General features: G+C 61.8%; 17 protein-coding genes. 6 read left to right on the top strand and 11 right to left on the bottom strand.

The genetic code is table 11. The annotated features are described in order from the left end of the window. Positions 1-4: 4 nt before the first annotated feature. The 10 genes from ACYQ12_RS18005 to ACYQ12_RS18050 form a co-directional block, all read right to left on the bottom strand. The gene (locus ACYQ12_RS18005; protein ID WP_459874336.1) at positions 5-1036 is read right to left on the bottom strand and encodes an alpha/beta fold hydrolase; all 1032 of its coding nucleotides are present in this window, start codon (positions 1034-1036) and stop codon (positions 5-7) included. Between the two features lie 357 nt (positions 1037-1393). Further along, positions 1394-2416: a TRAP transporter substrate-binding protein gene (locus ACYQ12_RS18010; protein ID WP_459874337.1), complete on the bottom strand. Its 1023-nt coding sequence runs from the start codon at positions 2414-2416 to the stop codon at positions 1394-1396. 114 nt (positions 2417-2530) lie between these two features. Then, entirely contained in the window at positions 2531-3817 is a 1287-nt protein-coding gene (locus ACYQ12_RS18015) for a TRAP transporter large permease (RefSeq protein WP_459874338.1), read from the bottom strand. Continuing rightward, a complete protein-coding gene (locus ACYQ12_RS18020) occupies positions 3807-4331 on the bottom strand; it encodes a TRAP transporter small permease (RefSeq protein ID WP_459874339.1) in 525 nt (174 codons plus the stop codon). Before ACYQ12_RS18020 ends, ACYQ12_RS18015 begins: the two co-directional genes overlap by 11 nt. A gap of 9 nt (positions 4332-4340) precedes the next feature. Further along, positions 4341-5369, bottom strand: coding sequence for a TRAP transporter substrate-binding protein (locus ACYQ12_RS18025; RefSeq protein WP_459874340.1), 1029 nt, complete (start codon positions 5367-5369; stop codon positions 4341-4343). Between the two features lie 125 nt (positions 5370-5494). Then, a complete protein-coding gene (gene pcaDC / locus ACYQ12_RS18030; RefSeq protein ID WP_459874341.1) occupies positions 5495-6664 on the bottom strand; it encodes a bifunctional 3-oxoadipate enol-lactonase/4-carboxymuconolactone decarboxylase PcaDC in 1170 nt (389 codons plus the stop codon). Positions 6665-6680: 16 nt separating this feature from the next. Continuing rightward, positions 6681-7898, bottom strand: a complete 1218-nt coding sequence (gene pcaF, locus ACYQ12_RS18035) for a 3-oxoadipyl-CoA thiolase (RefSeq protein WP_459874342.1) — start codon at positions 7896-7898, stop codon at positions 6681-6683. Then, positions 7895-8674: a CoA-transferase subunit beta gene (locus tag ACYQ12_RS18040; RefSeq protein ID WP_459874343.1), complete on the bottom strand. Its 780-nt coding sequence runs from the start codon at positions 8672-8674 to the stop codon at positions 7895-7897. Before ACYQ12_RS18040 ends, pcaF begins: the two co-directional genes overlap by 4 nt. Next, positions 8674-9501, bottom strand: coding sequence for a CoA transferase subunit A (locus tag ACYQ12_RS18045; protein ID WP_459874344.1), 828 nt, complete (start codon positions 9499-9501; stop codon positions 8674-8676). The genes ACYQ12_RS18040 and ACYQ12_RS18045 overlap by 1 nt, the downstream gene beginning before the upstream one ends. A gap of 133 nt (positions 9502-9634) precedes the next feature. Beyond that, positions 9635-10813, bottom strand: coding sequence for a lyase family protein (locus ACYQ12_RS18050; RefSeq protein ID WP_459874345.1), 1179 nt, complete (start codon positions 10811-10813; stop codon positions 9635-9637). 105 nt (positions 10814-10918) lie between these two features. Between ACYQ12_RS18050 and ACYQ12_RS18055 the strand changes: the two genes are divergently transcribed. From ACYQ12_RS18055 to ACYQ12_RS18080, 6 genes are all read left to right on the top strand, one after another. Next, complete coding sequence (locus ACYQ12_RS18055) at positions 10919-11710, top strand: IclR family transcriptional regulator domain-containing protein (protein WP_459874346.1); 792 nt, start codon at positions 10919-10921, stop codon at positions 11708-11710. A 531-nt stretch (positions 11711-12241) separates the two neighbouring features. Next, positions 12242-13399 (top strand): DcaP family trimeric outer membrane transporter, encoded by a 1158-nt coding sequence (locus ACYQ12_RS18060; RefSeq protein ID WP_459874347.1) that lies wholly within the window; start codon positions 12242-12244, stop codon positions 13397-13399. A gap of 1066 nt (positions 13400-14465) precedes the next feature. Further along, complete coding sequence (locus ACYQ12_RS18065; protein WP_459874348.1) at positions 14466-15143, top strand: HAD-IA family hydrolase; 678 nt, start codon at positions 14466-14468, stop codon at positions 15141-15143. Between the two features lie 120 nt (positions 15144-15263). Continuing rightward, positions 15264-15638, top strand: a complete 375-nt coding sequence (locus tag ACYQ12_RS18070) for a translation initiation factor Sui1 (protein WP_459874349.1) — start codon at positions 15264-15266, stop codon at positions 15636-15638. Between the two features lie 64 nt (positions 15639-15702). After that, complete coding sequence (locus ACYQ12_RS18075; RefSeq protein WP_459874350.1) at positions 15703-16122, top strand: YbaY family lipoprotein; 420 nt, start codon at positions 15703-15705, stop codon at positions 16120-16122. A 104-nt stretch (positions 16123-16226) separates the two neighbouring features. Next, positions 16227-17225 carry an aldo/keto reductase gene (locus tag ACYQ12_RS18080; RefSeq protein WP_459874351.1) on the top strand — a complete coding sequence of 333 codons (999 nt, stop codon included), beginning with the start codon at positions 16227-16229 and terminating at the stop codon, positions 17223-17225. A gap of 97 nt (positions 17226-17322) precedes the next feature. Here ACYQ12_RS18080 and ACYQ12_RS18085 read toward each other — a convergent pair whose 3' ends face one another. After that, the gene (locus ACYQ12_RS18085; protein ID WP_459874352.1) at positions 17323-17991 is read right to left on the bottom strand and encodes a hypothetical protein; all 669 of its coding nucleotides are present in this window, start codon (positions 17989-17991) and stop codon (positions 17323-17325) included. Positions 17992-18051: the final 60 nt, after the last annotated feature.

Here is an 18051-nt window from a genome sequence, read left to right on the forward strand (position 1 = left end):
AGGGTCAGCGCAGAACCAGCCGGGACGTCTCGTCCAGCACATCGTGGATCTCATTGGCAATGAGTTCGGGGTGATCCTCGGGATTGAAATGACGAGCACCGGGAATGCGGCGCACTGGCGGCGCAAAGAGCAGCATGGCCAGGCGTTCGGCCGACTCGAGGCTCAGCGGATCCTGCTCGCCCCATACGATGCGCACGGGAATATCGAGCTTGTCAGGCAGACGCGTGGCAATGTCCAGCGTGTCCTGAGCGTTCATGTGACGGACCTGATTGGCGAAGCCGGCCGGCCCGGTGGGGCGATTGTAGGGCTCCCACAGCAGCGTGGCCGACTCCAGCGCCAGCTGCGGGTCGTCGTGCCCCAGATTGCGGATACCGGTATGAAACAACTGCATTACCACTACGGGCGGAAGATGCTCGATCACGCCGTTCATCTTCTTGGCGGCCTTCATCATCGCCACTGGCCAGTTGTCGAAGGCGACCACATCACTCAGCACCAGACCCGCGAAGCGTTCGGGATGCGACGCCAGCAGCGCCTGCAATACGCCGCCCCCGACGTCATGACCGACGAAAACGGCACGCTCGATGCCCTGCGCTTCCAACCAGGCCTGCAGATATTCGGCCTGCCGGGGAATGGAGATATCGCGCCCCAATCCCTCGTCGATCGAGTGGCCGAAGCCCACCATTTCCCATGCCAGACAACGGGTACCCGCCTCTTCCAGTTGCGGGATGACGTAGCGCCAGATGCGCGGATTGGTGGGAATACCGTGCACCATGACCACCGGCGGTCGCTCGGTATCACGTTCAAACCGCTGAGGATGATACTCGGTCCCTTGTGTGCCGTGCTCTTCCCAGCGCATGACGATGCCATCGATCAGGGCACTGCGCGACAGCTCCGGCGCTACGGGCAACCGACCGTTATCGCGACGCGCGTTGAGCGCCTGTTTCTTCTGAAAGGCGCTGTAGGCGATCCAGGCCGCCGCTCCGAAAAGAGCCAACCGACCCAGCGATGGCGTCTTGCGCTTATGCTTGCTATCCATGATCAACTCCCTAGTCGTCAAGGCCACTGCGCATGGCTCGCTGGAAACGACAAGCCGCGCACCGGGCGGCGCACGACACCATGTTTGTCGTCAGCATAGTTGCCGGTTATTGGTACGCAACAGGCGTCATCGGCGCCAACCGGTTGGGTACTCTTACCGGTTCGGCCAGGACATGGAGTTCAAGGGGAGTATCGCGGTGCAGTCTGCATCGTGATCCAGCGCAGATCGATAATTTCGGCGATGGTGCTTAATCCTCACGGATTGAACCCATACCCGAAACGAGAAGCGCCGCACCGGGGATTCCGATGCGACGCTGTTTATCGCCCAATCATGAACCTGCCCAGGCCGTGAAGCGGCCTAGCTCTCGCAGGATGCCTTCAGCGACAGGACCTTATCATACGTCTCGGTGCCGGGCAGGCCCTGGGCCTGCAGCGTGGAAATGTAGCTGTCGATGGTGTCCTTGAGCACCGGCCCCCACTGCTCGTGCTCCAGCGGATTGTCGATGGTGACGATCTCGCCCCCGGCGTCCACGGCTTCCTGGCGTCCTTGGGCGATCAGCTCATCGTAGACCTGCGCCGCCTTCATCGACCACTCCATGCCGCTGTGTGCATCGACGATGGCCTTGAGGTCATCAGGAAGGCGATCGTAGGTGCGCTGGTTCATGGTGGCGATCAGCGACAGATCGTAGAGCGGAATTTCGGTGTGATAGTTCACCAGCTCGTTGACGCGGAAGGTCTTGGCCCCTTCCCAACTGATACTCAGGCCATCCACCACACCGCGCTGCAGCGAGGTGAAGATATCCGGTGCGGGCATCCCCACCGACTGCGCTCCCAGCTTGGTCATCATCTCACCGACCAGCGGCGTGGGGCGACGCATGCGCATGCCCTCGAGATCGCTGGGCTCGTCGAGCTGCTTGTTCTTGGCATGCAGGTATCCCGGCCCGGTGGTGAACATGAACAGCACGTGCGAATCGCGGTATTCGCGGTCCAGATCGCCCTGGTCGTAGAGCTTCTGCAGGATGCACGAGCCTTCATGACTGCTGTTCGACACGCCGGGCAGCTCGACCACCTGAGTCAGCGGAAAGCGTCCCGCGCTGTAGCCCTGGGCGGTGGCCCCGATATCGGCGATGCCCTTGACCGCCCCTTCGTAGGTGCTGTCGGCCTTGGCCAGGGTCTGACTGGGGAAGACCTGAACCTTCAGGCGGCCATCGGAAGCCTCTTCCACGCTCTTGGCCCAGGCCTGAAAGATTTCCGTATCGATCTTGGAACCGCCCGGCCAGACGTGTGCCAGGCGTAACGTAGTGGCGGCATCGGCGTAGGCGGGAAAAACAACGGATGCTAGCGTACCGGCAATCAGGGCGCGGAATTTATTCTTGTGCATTGTCTGCCTCATTAGGATGAATACTGTATCGAAACAACACCACTGGAATGGCAGGCGCCTCTTCGCCTGCCCTCGGGTGAAAGGCCGGGGCTCAACAAGCCCCGGCCCGCTGCGTCATACCAGGAAAGTGACGATGGCGGGGAAGGCCAGCAACATGCCCAGACGCACGAAGTCGGAGATGATGAACGGAGTGACGCCCCGGAATATCTCCCCTAGCCCGACATGCGGCGCGGTGGCCTTGATGACGAAGACGTTCATGCCCACCGGTGGCGTGATCAACCCCAGCTCCACGGTCAGCACGGTGATGATGCCGAACCAGATCGGATCTACCCCCAGCGACGAGATGATGGGGTAGACCACCGGCACCGTGAGCAGCAGCATGGCGATGGAGTCCATGAAGCAGCCCAGTACGAAGTACAGCACCAGGATGCACAGCAGCACGCCGAAGGTGGACAGCCCCAGCCCCATCACGTAGTTGGTCACCTCGAACGAGATGCGCGACGCCGAAATGAAATACCCCAGGGTTTCCGCGCCGACGATCATGAAGAACACCACCGCAGAGAGCGCCAGGGTCTCGAATACCGCATCGCGCAGCCCCTTGAGACGCACGCCCTTGGCCACCGCATAGAGCATGGTCACGAAGGCGCCGATCGAGGCCGCTTCGGTCGGCGTGAAGAAGCCGCCATAGATGCCCACCACGATGACCAGGAACACGCCCAGAAACGGCAGCAGACCCAGTCCCGCGAGCAGCTTGTCCTTGAGGCTGTTGGGCTCGGAGGCCGAGGCCAGCGAAGGCTTGATGCGCACCACGATGGCCACTGTCAGCGCATAGAACAGCAACCCCATCAGCCCGGGAAGCAGCCCCGCCATGAACATGTCCCCCACCGACTGCTCGGTCAGGATGGCGTAGAGCAGCAGCGCGATGCTTGGCGGAATCATGATCCCCAGCGTGCCGCCTGCCGCCAGCACGCCAGTGGCCAGCGAACGGGCATAACCGTTGCGCTCCATCTCCGGCAGCGCTACCCGGCTCATGGTACTGGCCGTGGCCAGCGACGAGCCGGAGATCGATGAAAAGGCCCCGCAGGAGCTGACCGCGGCCAGCGCCATGCCGCCCCGCCAGCCGCCGAACATGGTCTGGGCCGCGACGAAAAGCTTGCTCGCCATGCCCGAGTAGGACGCCAGCACCCCCATGAAGATGAACATGGGAATGGCGCTGAAGCTGTAATTCGACAACACTTCAACGGGAACCGACTTGACCATGGCCACGGCCGCATCCCAGGTAATGACCTGGGCGAAACCCACCACCCCCACGGCCAGCATGCTGAGCGCCACCGGTACTCGCAGGACCATCAGGACCAGCAGCAGCAGCAAGCCGGCACCACCTATCACTTCAGAGCTCATCAGCCGGCTCCCCTCCTACGGCATAGATCATTCCCAGGAACGCATGGATCAGACAGCGCAGGGCCAGCAGCACGCAGAGCCCCGCCGCCACCTGATAGATGGGCCCCATGGGAAGACTCAGGTCCTGCGTCACTTCACCGAACTCGGCGGCGCTCGCGCCCTCCTCCCACAAGCCGTTGGCCAGCACGAACCCCAGCACCATGAAGGCCAGCAGATAGAAGCCGGCGATACGCTGCTTGATGCTCTCCTTGAGGCCATGGGAGAACGCCTCGACCACCACCTGACTCTTCTCGACATTGGCGGCCATCGCCGCCAGCAGGGCGAACAGCATCAGATAGCTGACCAGCTCGACACTGCCGGTCACGGTCATGTTCATGACCCCCGACGTGGCACGGAACAGGTAGCGCGTCACGACATCGATCACCGTGACCGCCAGGACGCCCATCAGGGCGATGCCCGAGAAGTAGCGGCAGAACTGCGCGATCCAGTTGCTAAGCGTCATCAGCCCTTGCATGCGGACTCCTCACTCGGCCTGCGTCTGGCAGGACTTGGCGGCCTCCAGCGCGGCGTAATAGATTTCGTGGGCATTCTCGACCCCACGCGATTCCAGGCCGCTGAGGTAATGCTCGATGCCGGCCTTGAGCGGCTTGGACCACTGCGGATCCTGCAACGGATTGTCGATGACACGGATGGTATCGCCCATCTCCTCGGCCTGCTGCTTGCCGGCCTTGTCCATCTCGGCGAATACCTGTCCCGCTTTCTCGGCCCACTTCATGCCGCTGTTGTTATCGATCACCTGCTGCATTTCCGGCGACAGGCGCTGATAGGTACGCTCGTTCATGGTGGCGACGAAGATCAGCGTGTAGAACGGCACCTGGGTGTGATAGTTGGCCAGTTCGTTGAGACCGAAGACCTTCATGCCCTCCCACGGGAAGCTCAGGCCATCGATGACGCCGCGCTGCATGGAGGTGTAGATGTCCGGCGCCGGCATGCCCACCGGTTGTGCGCCCATGTTCTCGAGCATTTCTCCGGCCACCGCCGTGGGACGCCGGATGCGCAACCCTTCCAGATCGCTGGGCGTCTGTACGTCGGTGTTCTGGGTATGGATGTACCCGGGGCCGGTGGTGAACATGAACAGCACGTGGGAGTCGTCGTACTCCTTGGCGATCTGGCCATCGTCGTAGAGCGTCTGCAGAACGCAGGCCCCTTGCGGCGCGCTGGTCGCCACACCGGGCAGCTCGACGATCTGCGAGATCGGGAAACGACCGGCGGTATAGCCCTGGGCGGTAATGGCGATGTCGGAGATGCCCCGCACCGTGCCCTGATAGGAGGAATCCGCCTTGCTCAGTGTCTGCGAGGGGAAGTTCTGTACCTTGAGCTCGCCGCCGGACTCCTCTTCGATAGCCTGTGCCCAGGCATCGAAGATCTCCTTGTTGATCTTCGATTCCGCGGGCCAGAAGTGCGACATGCGCAGCGTAGTCTCGGCGCTGGCCGCGACAGACATGCCCGCCACGGACAGGGCGAGCAGGCATTTAGAGAGTGCGTGTTTCATGAGAGGGATTCCTTGTTATCCTTATGGTGCAGGACGGCGGCGCCAAGCCGCGATGTCGCTACACGATAAGGTCGTCATCGCGAAGCGATGACGACCGTTTCCTGCGAAAGCATCAGCCTGACGGGTTACTCGCCCCATCCCAGGCGCTTGGCCATGGCAAAGGCATGGTTGGCCGCCGGTACGCCGGCATAGATTGCCACATGCATCAGCGCCTGGCGCAGTTGGGCTTCGCTCAGGCCGATGCGCTTGGCGGTCTTGAGGTGCAACTCCAGCTCGCCGTCACGTCCCAGTGCCGCCAGTACCGCCAGAGTGATCATGCTGCGCTCGGTGCGGGACAGATCGGCGTTACCCCACAGTTCGCCCCAGGCCAGACGAGTGATCATCTGCTGGAACGGCGCATCCAGCGAGGTGGCGTTGGCACTGGCGCGCTCGACATGCTCGGCACCCAGTACCTGCTTGCGGGTCTCGAGTCCCTCGGCGTAGCTCACGCCCTGCTCGCCCACCTCTCCGCGTTCGGACGGGAGCCACAACAGTAGCCGCTTGGCAAATGCGCCCGGGCACTCCACGGAAGGGACATGCCCCACGGACTCGAGAATCTCCAGCGAGCAGTCCGCCAACTGGGCGGCCAGCGCCTCCAGGGTTTCCGGCGGCGTGGAGAGATCGTCGCTGCCCCCCAGCAGGCGCACCTTGACGGAGGCGCTGCGCAGCTTGCCGCGGTTGTCCACAGTGGCAAGCAGTTCGCAGAGCCGCGCGTAGCTCTCGGTGTCGGTGCGTGACAGCTGGGTCTCCCAGCCCGGCCGGGTAGCCGTGTGCTGCTCGAGACAACTCGGTGAAAACCAGCGCGGCACGATTTCACCGGCCAGCTGTGCCCAACCTTCCTCACGCACCCGCTGGGCTCGCGCATGCCAGTTCTCCGGCGTGCCGATCACCGCCCCGGTATTGGTCAGAACCGCCGAACACAAGCGCCCGGGGTTCTGAACCAACAGCTGCTGGCCGATGACGCCTCCGATCGAGGTACCGACGAAGTGGAAGCGGCTGGCCCCGGCATGATCGGCCAGCGCCAGCACCTCGCGCGCCAGGTCCGCAGCATGGATCTCGCCCGGGCAGGGCGCGCTGGCGCCGTGGCCGGGCAGGTCCCAGGTCAGGACCCGATAGCGCCCCAGCAGGGCCGGGATCAGGTCGTCCCACACCGCCTGGGTCATCCCCAGCGGATGCGCCAGGACGACCAGCGGTAGGGCCTCGGCTCCCAGCAGACGGTAGCTGACGCTGCGTCCTGCGATGTCGATGAATGCCATGCTGCCTCCTCAGTCCCTAGACGCGTTCGATTACGGTGGCGATGCCCTGGCCCACGCCGATGCACATGGTGCACAGCGCGTAACGTCCGCCGGTCTGCTGCAGCTCGTGCATGGCGCTGGTGACGATGCGCGCCCCGGACATGCCCAGCGGGTGTCCCAGTGCGATGGCGCCACCGTTGGGGTTGACGCGCGGATCGTCGTCGGCAATGCCCAGCTCGCGCAGGCAGGCCAGCGATTGCGAGGCGAAGGCTTCGTTGAGCTCGATGTGATCGAGCTGATCGAGGCTCATGCCCAAGCGCTTCAGAAGTTTCTGCGAGGCCGGCACCGGGCCGATGCCCATGATGCGCGGTTCGACGCCAGCGGTGGCCATGCCGTGGATGCGTGCCATCGGGGTGAGGTTGTAACGCTTCACGGCGGCTTCGCTGGCGACGATCACCGCCGCGGCACCATCGTTGACACCCGAGGCGTTGCCCGCGGTCACCGAACCCATCACGCTGGAACCGGCGGCACGAAACGGCGTGGGCAGCGTGGCGAGCTTCTCCAGCGTCGTCTCGCGCGGATGCTCATCCTTGTCGAAGATCAGCGGGTCCTGCTTGCGCCGCGGAATCTCGATGGGCACGATCTCCTTCGCCAGGCGGCCGTTGTCCTGAGCCTTCTTGGTCTTGAGCTGGGAGTTGTAGGCGAACTGATCCTGATCCTCACGGGAGATGTTGAACTGTTCGGCTACGTTCTCCGCGGTTTCGGGCATCGAGTCGACACCATACTGCTTCTTCAACAGCGGGTTGATGAAGCGCCAGCCGATGGTGGTATCTTCCATCATCTGATTGCGCGCGAAGGCGGTGCCCGCCTTGCTTACCACGTAAGGGGCGCGGGACATCGACTCGACACCGCCGGCGATCATCAGCTCGGCCTCGCCGGAGCGGACCGCCCGCGCGGCGGTGCCGATGGCATCCATGCTCGAACCGCAAAGACGGTTGATGGTGCTGCCGGGAACCGCAGTGGGCATTCCGGCCAGCAGCAGCGCCATGCGCGCCACGTTGCGGTTGTCTTCCCCCGCCTGGTTGGCACAGCCCATGATCACGTCATCGATGGCACTCGGATCGAGGCCCGGCGCACGTGCGAGCAGTGCCTCGAAGATTCGTGCGGCGAGATCGTCGGGACGGATGGTGGACAGGGCACCGCCGAACTTGCCGACAGCCGAACGTACCGGGTGACATAGATATACATCGTTCATGAAGCTTCTCCAGAATGGTGGCGATCGGTACGCGCCTTGAGGTCGCGCAGGACGTCGAGCTCGTGATCCTCCGGCTCGGGCGTGGTCTCGAGCTGATCGGCGAAACGAATCTCCCAGCCGGTGGCGTCCTGCACCTGCTCGCGGGTCACGCCCGGGTGCAGCGAAGTGACGACCAGCTCGCGCGTCTCGGGATCGGGGCGCATCACGCAGAGATCGGTGATCACGCGGGTCGGCCCCTTGCCGATATTGGACACGCCTTCGCGCCCTTTGCCATCACGACCAAAGCCCAAGGTAGTGATGAAATCCACCGCCTCGACGAAGGTCCGCTTGGAGTGCTTGAGAGTGATGAAGACCTCGCCGGTATTGGTGGCGATCTCCGGCGCACCGCCGCCGCCCGGCAGACGCACCTTGGGCGACTGGTAGTCGCCGATCAGCGTGGTGTTGAGGTTGGCGAAGCGGTCGACCTGGGCGGCACCGAGAAAGCCCACGTCGATGTGACCGCCCTGCAGCCAGTAGCGGAACATCTCGGGCACCGAGACGGTGGTCAGTGCGGTCTCGCACAGCTCGCCGTCGCCGATCGACAGCGGCAACACGTCCGGCTTGGTCTGCAGGGTGCCGGACTCGTAGATCAGCACCACGTCGGGGGCATGGGTCAGACGCGCCAGATTGGCCGCCTCGCTGGGCAGGCCGATACCGACGAAGCAGGTCATGCCGTTCTCGAGTGCGCGGGCGGCGGTAACGGTCATGATCTCCGAAGAGGTGTAACGCTCGCTCATCAGACCGCTCCTCCTGCGTTGGGTACGTTGAGCACATGCTCATTGAGCCAGGTCTCGAAGGCCTCACGATCCCGGGCGATGGCGTCCCACTCCTTGTAGAAGCGGTTGTGGCGTGGATAGTAGCCATGCGCGTAGGACGGGTAGGCGCCCTTCTCGGCGACTGCCACGGCACTGATCGCCCAGCCCGGAATGACGCAGGCATTGGGACCGGCGCCGAGGTCGTCGACCACTTCCTCGACGGTGACGATGCTGTGCCTGGCGGCCAGCACCGCCTCCTTCTGCACGCCGACGATACCTTCCACCAGCACATTACCGGCACGATCGGCGCGCTGGGCGTGGATCACGCTGACGTCGGGACGGATCGAGGGGATGGCGGCCAGCTTCTCGCCGGTGAAGGGACATTCGATGGACTTGATCTGGTCGTTGACCTTGGGCAGGTCGCTGCCGATGTAGCCGCGCAGGATTGCCAGCGGCAGCCCCGCAGCGCCTGCCTCATAGGCGCAGGCCATTGCCGCATGACTGTGCTCGAGGATCTCGAGCTTGTGCGGATAGCCGCGCTCCACGGCATCGCGCAGGCGATGCAGCGAACCGACACCGGGATTGCCGCCCCAGGAGAAGATCAGCTTCTTCGCGCAGCCGGCACCGATCAACTGATCGTAGATCAGGTCGGGCGTCATGCGGATCAGCGTCAGGTCACGCTTGCCCTGGCGGATGATTTCATGTCCTGCCGCGAAGGGAATCAGGTGGGTAAAGCCCTCCATGGCCACGGTGGCGCCGTCCTCGACGTAGCGCGCCACCGCGTCATGCAGGCTGAGAAATTCGGCCATAGATTGTTTCGCCTCTAATTCGTATAGCGAACTTATATTTGCAATACGAACACGCTAGCGGCAGCACCACTTTCCGTCAATTGACCGCGATAGCGGCCGCTATCGCGCCCTGGCGCTGAAAAATATCAACAACCTATTGATAATCTGAGCCTTTCAGGTAATCCATGACGCGGTCGGCCTGCATAGGGCTACTACCAATGTCTAAATCACCACCGGCCTTGGCCTGGGACAGCTGCTCGCGCATGGCATCGGGAAAGACTTCCAGTCCCTGCAGCAGCGTCGTCAGTTGTGTCAGCATTCCTTCGCTGAGTAGAGCCATCTCCACCAACGGGGCCCATTCGGCATGCCACTCGCCCAGCGCCCGTTCCAGCGGCTGGGCCTGAGCATTGGCAATGACCGACAGGTGCCCATGGGTCTGGCGGGCCGCGGTGCGGATCAGGGCGCAGCGTACCGGGTTGCGCTTGTGGGGCATGGAAGAGGAGACGCCCATCCCCGGTGCGGCGGGTTCGTTGACTTCCGCCACCTCGTTCTGTGCCAGCAGAGCGATATCGGTGGCGATCTTCTCGCCCGCGCCGGCCAAGGCGTCGAAGGCCGATGCCAGCGCGTGAATCGGCTGCCGGTTGGTATGCCAGGGCAACAGCGGCGCCTGGAGTCCGAGACGCTCGGCCAGTTGCGCCATCACGCTCAGCCCCAGGTTGTTGCCCTCGGCATCCTGCAATCCGGCATGAGTGCCCACGGCACCGCCGAACTGTACCGGCAACCGCTCGCGGCGCAGGGTTGCCAGACGCCGTGCCGCCTGATCGAAGTTCAGCGCCCACTGCGCCGCGCGCAGGCCGAACGTCGTCGGCAGGGCCTGCTGAAGCAGGGAACGGCCGATCATCGGCGTGTCGCGGTAGCGTTCGATCAACCTCATCAGGGCCTCACGCACCGCGTCCATCTGAGCGCATAGCTCGGCGAGGCGATCCTGCATAAGGAGCATCAGGGCACTGTCGAGCACGTCCTGGCTGGTGGCCCCCTTGTGAAACGACTTTTTCAGCGCTTCCGGCAAGGCCGCCTTGGCCTGGGCCACGAAGGGAATGGCCACGTTGCCGCCCTCACCCACGCCCCCGGCAAGCCCCGCCATGTCGAATGCGTGCGTGGCCAAGTGATCGTCCAGCGCCTTGTGGGTGCCCGACGGCAGCAACCCAAGCGACTCCTCGGACTCGGCCAGCGCCAGCTCGAAGCTCAACATGGCCTGGACCAGCGCCTCGGCATGGAAGGCCTTCAGCCCGTTCTGGCCCATGAAGGGGAAACTGACTAACTCTGCGTACATAGCGCGACAGCCTCATACTAAAGGTTCATATTGCGTACTTTTGTTCGCTTAGCGAACCCATTATAGTAGGATAAATGACGACTATCAGGATAGGGGCGGTTGCTGATGGAACAGACATCACAAGAGGACAGGCTGTCGCCCGACAGCCGGGACTTCGTCACCGCGCTGGCCACGGGGCTGGAGGTCATTCAGGCTTTCGACCACGACCATCCGCGCATGACATTGACCGAGGTCGCCGCGAAGACCGGAATGAATCGCGCCAAGGCGCGCCGCTTTCTGCTGACGCTGCACGCCCTGGGCTACGTGCGCAAACGGCAGCGGCAGTTCGAACTCTCCCCTCATGTACTGCGCCTGGGTTATGCCTTTCTTTCCGCCAACGGGTACCACTCCATCCTGCAGCAGACACTGGAGGAGATCACCGAGACGCTGGACGAATCCTCATCGCTGGGCATCCTCGACGGTGACGACGTGGTGTACGTGGCTCGCTCGGCCGCAAGGCACCGGTTGATGGCCATTGCCCTGTCGGTCGGAACCCGGCTGCCCGCCGGTTACACCTCGATGGGAAGAGTGCTGGTGGCCAACCTCAATGAGCAAGAGCGCCGAAGCTTTCTCGAGCGCGTCGAGCTCAAGGCGCACACGCCCCATAGTCTGGTGGATCGTCAGGCGCTGGGTGAGCGCATCGAGCAGGTACGACGCGATCAGTACTGCATTCTGGATCAGGAACTGGACCTGGGGCTTCGTTCCGTCGCCGTGCCGGTTCATACCCGGGGCGGGCGCCTGGTGGGGGCGATGAACGTCTCGACCAATGCCAACCGGATCACCCTCGAACACATTCACCAGACTATCCTGCCCACACTGCAACGCAAGGCCAGAGAACTTCGCGATCTGCTTTCATAAGTAACGCCGACAAGCGCTGCGGCCCCCCCCTCATTCTTATAGATAGATGTTGCACTCCAGCCCGCCTGGGCTTACCTGACCGAATGAAACGGTAGCCGATTACAGCTGCCGTTTTTTTGTATCCACCATATGAGTGTCTATCGGACGTCCGCCTATAACGCACTCATGCCCGATGCCAGGCCAGCCACAAAAAAACCTTAAAGGCAAATAAAATAATGGCCATCAAGTATAAAATTGAGGCTATATATAAAACATCTTTTCTTAATCTACTGGCAGCACCGGTGTTCGCAGTACGCACACAAGCTTGAATAACGTTGAAACAATTAATAATCAATAATTTTATATTCAACCATCGATAGCCAAGTCGCCCTCTTCTTATACCTTTGGTTAAAATACGGCTAAAAAATATTGCCTTAATTTTATGTCGCCATTAGTGTCCCGCTTGTTGTTTTACTTACCGTTCAGCAAACGGTCTAGCATCTAGGCCCAGCTCGTGACAAAAATAGCAAGCTAAAAAAGGGAACGTAATTAATGCGTCAATATAACAACCTGGCAGTGGGTTCCATCTTTTCTGTCTCCGTGATGGCACTGGCAATCGCTGGCTCCGCCAATGCCTTTGAACTGAAGGCGGGCGACACCGATGTCCGGATCGGCGGTTATGCCAAGCTCGACATGATTTATGACGTCGATGACGACATGGGCAATGCGGTCAAACATTCGGCCATTAGCCTGGATGGCGAGAATCATTCCGAAGGTCATACCAACCTGCATGCCTACCAGAGCCGTATCGGCTTTCAGACCGCCACGCCGGTGGGCGACAGCGTACTCAAGACCAACATCGAGGGTGACTTTTACGGCAGCGGCAATAACTTCCGTCTGCGTCATGCCTATGGCGAGTGGAACGGGCTTCTCGCCGGTCAGACCTGGACCAACTTCAGCGGCGCTGTCGGCCTGACTCCAACCGTGGACTTCACGGGCGTTGGCGGTACCGCCCATACGGCGCGTCAACCCCAGCTGCGCTATACCACTGGCGGATTCTCGGTGGCGCTGGAAGATCCGGACACCCTGGGAAGAACGCTGTCAGTCAACGACAGCAGCAGCGAAGAAGCGAAAAGCGGACTCCCTGACTTGACCCTGCGCTATGGCGCCAGCACCGGTATGCTGAAATACAGCGCCTCAGCGGTACTGCGCCAGCTCGAATACTACAATCAGGTCACCGATGACGAGGAAAGCGCCTTCGGATGGGGGGCGTCACTGGCAGCCGAAGCGCAGTTGACCGATATCTTCACCCTGCGCGGTGTCGTCACCCATGGTGACGGAATCGGCGGCTACCTCAATGTCAGCGCCTATGACACTCAGCCTGGCGCACCCGCGTATATCGATGCTTCAGGCGATCTGGAAACCGTCAAGGGAACGGGCGGAACCGTGGGCATGAGCCTGAAGGCGGGCCCCGGTGCGGTCAACCTCAGTTACAGCATCGCGGCTGTCGACCTGGATGATCTCTATGACACGGGCGGCATCGATCCCCATACGGACGAGACCTACGAGAGCATCTACCTCAACTACATCTGGTCACCGGTCGAACGCATCACTTACGGTATCGAAGCCGGACTGCACAGCCGTGAAGTCGTGAATGGCGAAGAAGGCGATGCCGTACGCCTGCAGGGAATGGTGATGTACAGCTTCTAATTCGAAGTGCTCGCAATTCGCAACAGGTTCCATTGCCCCGGAGTATTCCGGGGCTTTTTGCTTAGGCTTTGTACGAAAACTGCCTACACTCGACCATACGGCGTTAAAAATCAGCTCAAAGTGCTCATTTACCTCTCGTAAACTCCGCCTTTTCGCTGTTTTTTGCCTTGCCTGTTCATCGCTCGCCGACTTTTCGTACATAGCCTAACGCTTCCCGAGTAGCCATGGCGTGTTGCAGAGTATCATGACGATATGCTTATTAGCATATTAATAGACCTCCAAGCTTCATCTGAAACCGACATGCAATACGGATCCAAGCAGGGCGAAAGAGCAGAGCCCACACAAGAACGCATGTATCTCTTGGCATTTTTCTAATTCAGTGACAACAAATACTATTCCGGAGAAGCCGTAATCGGATCACGTTGGAGACAAGGCGACCCTTGCCTCATGATTGCGGCAACAATCAGGTTGCTGGATTAATCTTTTAACGCTGAAAATTAGCGCTTATATGCTTCTTCAGAAGCCAGCATTATCGACAATCACGTTGAAACCAAAGAATCCCCGCAATCTCGAAGTTCTGTCTTCGCCGACTCCTGGACGGACTCGTGGGTCTCGCAGGCACTACAACTAAGGAAAGCCCCGGGACCTGGGCGCCAACAGTTGGCATCACTGCGAATAAGCATCGCCCCGCTCTTCCCATCCGACCGGAAGCGTGGCCCACGCTAGCGGTATCGTCATGACGGGGATAGCCTAGCCGATATCAGTGCCAAGCACGTGGACGCACATGCCGACAGCAGCAAGCCGAACCCTCGATATCATGAAGTATCAATAATCGGCTCCGACTCGGTACTTGATCGCCTGGCGCTCTCCACCGGCCTTTTTTCATCGCCTTCGCCGCACCTTCCAGCGCTGATGCCTTCAACCGCGCTCATCTTCCTTAAATTGCTTATAGAACACTGTTCAAAAAAATCGTCTCGATCACCTTTAATTGCGGGCGCGTCGTGCCGATATCTGTAAGACTTATGTCATAAAGCCATTCGAGCCCCGAGCGGGAAGGAAGCTGGTGATGTCACACGCGCTGTGTCTACTTTTCGACTGCGACGGTACGCTGGTGGACAGCGAGCCGCTGCTGGCGGAGGTCATGACGGATACACTGACCCGGGTGGGGCTGCCCTTCGCGCCGCACGTCTACATGCAGGAGTTCCGCGGCATCCGCTTTGCCCAGATCGTCGCCGAACTCGAATGTCGTCATGGCGCACTGGATCCGGTGATCAGGGCGGAGGCCGAAGCGCAGATGCGCCAGACCATGCAGGAGCGCATGGCCTCGGATCTGCTGCCGATTCCGGGCATTCACGCCACCCTGGAAGCGCTCGGGCGATACCCGCGCTGTGTCGCTTCCAACGGTCCCGAGTACAAGATCCAGCGCGCCCTGGACAGCACCGGCCTGCGCCGCTATTTCGAAGATCGCCTGTTCAGTGCCTATACGGTCAACTCCTGGAAGCCCGAGCCGGGCCTGTTCCTGCATGCCGCCGAGGCGATGGGCTATGCACCCGAGCAGTGCGTGGTGATCGACGATGCCGCAGTGGGCGTTGCCGCTGGTCTGGCCGCAGGCATGCATGTGGTACATATCAATCGCTTCGCCGACTCCGAGGCGACGCCCGAAGGCGCCATGAGCCTGCATGACATGGCGCAATTGCCGGCCCTGGTCGAGCGCCTCGTCCAGCGGGAGCGCGCACTGCCCTGACCGCAAGTTATCCACACCTCAACGCGGATGACCCCATGTGGATAACCTGGCATCCCGGCCTTGGCGCCAGCCGGCATGAGACGCGACAATGAGGGTTCCAGTGCATTTTCAGGAGTCGATATGGCCTCCCTCAAGGATCAGCTCAGCGGTCTCGTCTATTCCACCGAGCATGGCGAGACCTGTCCCGAATGCCGCCGGCCCGTCGCCGACTGTACCTGCGCCGAACAGGCCGAAGCCGAACGTCTGGCAGGCCTCGACGGTATCGTGCGCATTCGCCGCGAGACCAGCGGGCGCAAGGGCAAGGGGGTGACGACCGTGAGCGGCGTGCCGCTGGCCGAGAATGAACTCAAGGCCTTGGCCAAGGCGCTCAAGAAACGCTGCGGTACCGGTGGCGCCGTCAAGGACGGGATCATCGAAATCCAGGGCGATCACCGCCAGGTACTCAAGAGCGAACTGGAAACCCGCGGCTATACCGTCAGGCTGGCCGGCGGTTAGAGACGTTCCGTTTCGGGTGAATGCTATGCTGGCGACTCGATCGGAAGCTACGAAGGAAACAGGCATGTCATCACTTTACCCGCTGACTCGTCGCTGGCGACTGGCGTTGCTGTTGCTCCTGCCGCTGAGCCTGAGCGCCTGCGTCACCGGCCCCCGATTCGCCAACCTCGAGGCGCGGATCGTCCCGCCCGAAGCGCTCGATCTGCCTGCCGATGCCGAACTTACCGTACGCCTCGAACGGCTGACACGAAGCGGCCCGGAACCGATCGCCGAAGGTCATTATATCCGGCTGGGCCAGGGGCCGATTCCAGTCACGCTGCGCTATGATGACAATGCCATCGATTCCGGCCGGACCTATGGGCTGGAAGCGGAAATCCGCCATGCGGGACAGCGTCTCTACGCCACCGACAAGCCCGTGCCGGTGTTTACCGGCGCAGCGCCACCGGGCGAGATCAGCGTGCCCGTCGAGCCGGTGAATCGCTAGTCTCGCGCTCCGTCCCGTGCTCTGTCCTTTGTCAGGATTACTTGTCAGGAACCATCCCTGCAACCACGCTATGAACGTTATCCGACCACGTCATGGAGTGCAGCATGCAGACATTGGAGATCGCCGGGACCGGCATTCACGCCTCTCGAATCGGCCTCGGCACCTGGGCCATGGGCGGCAAGCAGTGGGGCGGCACCGACGATGCGCAGGCCATCCGTACCATCCACGCCGCCCTGGATCGCGGCATTACCCTGATCGACACCGCTCCGGCTTACGGCTTCGGCCACTCCGAGGAAGTCGTCGGCAAGGCAATCGCCGAATACGGCCAGCGCGACCGACTGGCCATCGCCACCAAGGTGGCACTGGAATGGGGTGAAGGCTTCGAGGGTGTGGTGCGCAATGCCACCGCGGCGCGTATCGAGCAGGAAGTCGAGGATTCGCTGCGCCGGCTGGGCACCGACGTCATCGATCTCTATCAGGTTCACTGGCCCGACCCCAAGGTGCCGATGGAGGAGACCGCTCGCGCCATGGAGCGGCTCTACCGTGACGGCAAGATCCGCGCCATCGGGGTCAGCAATTTCACTCCCGAGCAGTGCGATGCCTTTCGCGAGGTGGCCCCGCTGCACAGCATCCAGCCACCGCTCAACCTGTTCGAACGCGATGCCGAGCGCGACATCATTCCCTACGCCGAGCGCGAAGGCCTGGCCATGCTGACCTACGGCGCCCTGTGTCGCGGCCTGCTCTCGGGCAAGATGCGCCGCGACTCGCAGTTCAACGGCGACGATCTGCGTAATGTCGATCCCAAATTCCAGTCGCCACGCTTCGAGCAGTATCTCGACGCCGTCGCGGCCCTGGATCGCTTCGCCGAACAACGTCACGGCAAGCACGTGCTGGAGCTGGCGGTACGCTGGTTGCTCGACCGCCACGCCAACTCCATCGCGCTGTGGGGCGCGCGCAAGCCTGAACAGGTGGAGCCCATCGAGAGGATCACCGACTGGCAACTCAGCCGCGACGACATGGAGGAGATCGAGCGTCTGGTCAATGAGCATGTCACGGACCCGGTGGGTCCCGATTTCATGGCACCGCCGACGCGCGACGTCTAGCCGCCTCGGGCCTGAGGCAGACACGCCAGTGCCCGGCCGATCGTTCGTGGCCGGACGCTGGCATCCCGAGAGGCAGGACCGGACGACCGATTCCGTCTCAGAACGTGTATTCGATACCCACCACCGCAACCGGATAGACGCTCAGCTTGTCGACGTCATCCCGCAGGTCGTCCTCTTCACGTTGTAAATCCTGGCGCAGACGCGGATCGTTGGCCGCACCGGTGGCGCTGAGGTTGACCTCGGCATCGGTAAGGAACACGCCCACCTGGCTGAACACGCCCAGTCCGCTCCTGTGGCTGCCGCGCCAGCCCAGCCCCAGATAGGGCTGCACCGAATCGCCCAGGCTCACGTCACCCTGCAGGTTGCCGACATCTTCACTGGTGTACGTCGTGCCATTGAACTCGTAGGTCTGACCGGCCTTGGGCCGTCCCACCACCTGCATGGCAATATCCGGGCGCACCGCGCCAGCGGAGAGGAAAAAGCGTCCGCCGAAGGGGAAGTAGTCCAGCGTCAGTCCATAGACATCGATATCGAAGTCGCCCTCGTAGTCGGCATCGTCGCTCTCGTAATCCATGCCGTCATAGGTAAAGCCGCTATATCCGGCCGTCAGGGCGAGATTGTCATGAAAGCGATAGCTCACGCTGCCGCCGTAACCGGTGGTGCCGATACCGGCACCCACCGACCAATGGTTGGTCACGTCAGCGGAGACGGGAAACGCCAATGCCGTCAAGGCACCGGTCAGAAGCAGTTTGTGAAGGATGCGCATGTCAGGTTCCTGGCCAGTCGTAATCGTTATCATCGGCTTCAAGGGATAACGGCCACGCCT

Source organism: Halomonas shantousis, from assembly GCF_054654615.1.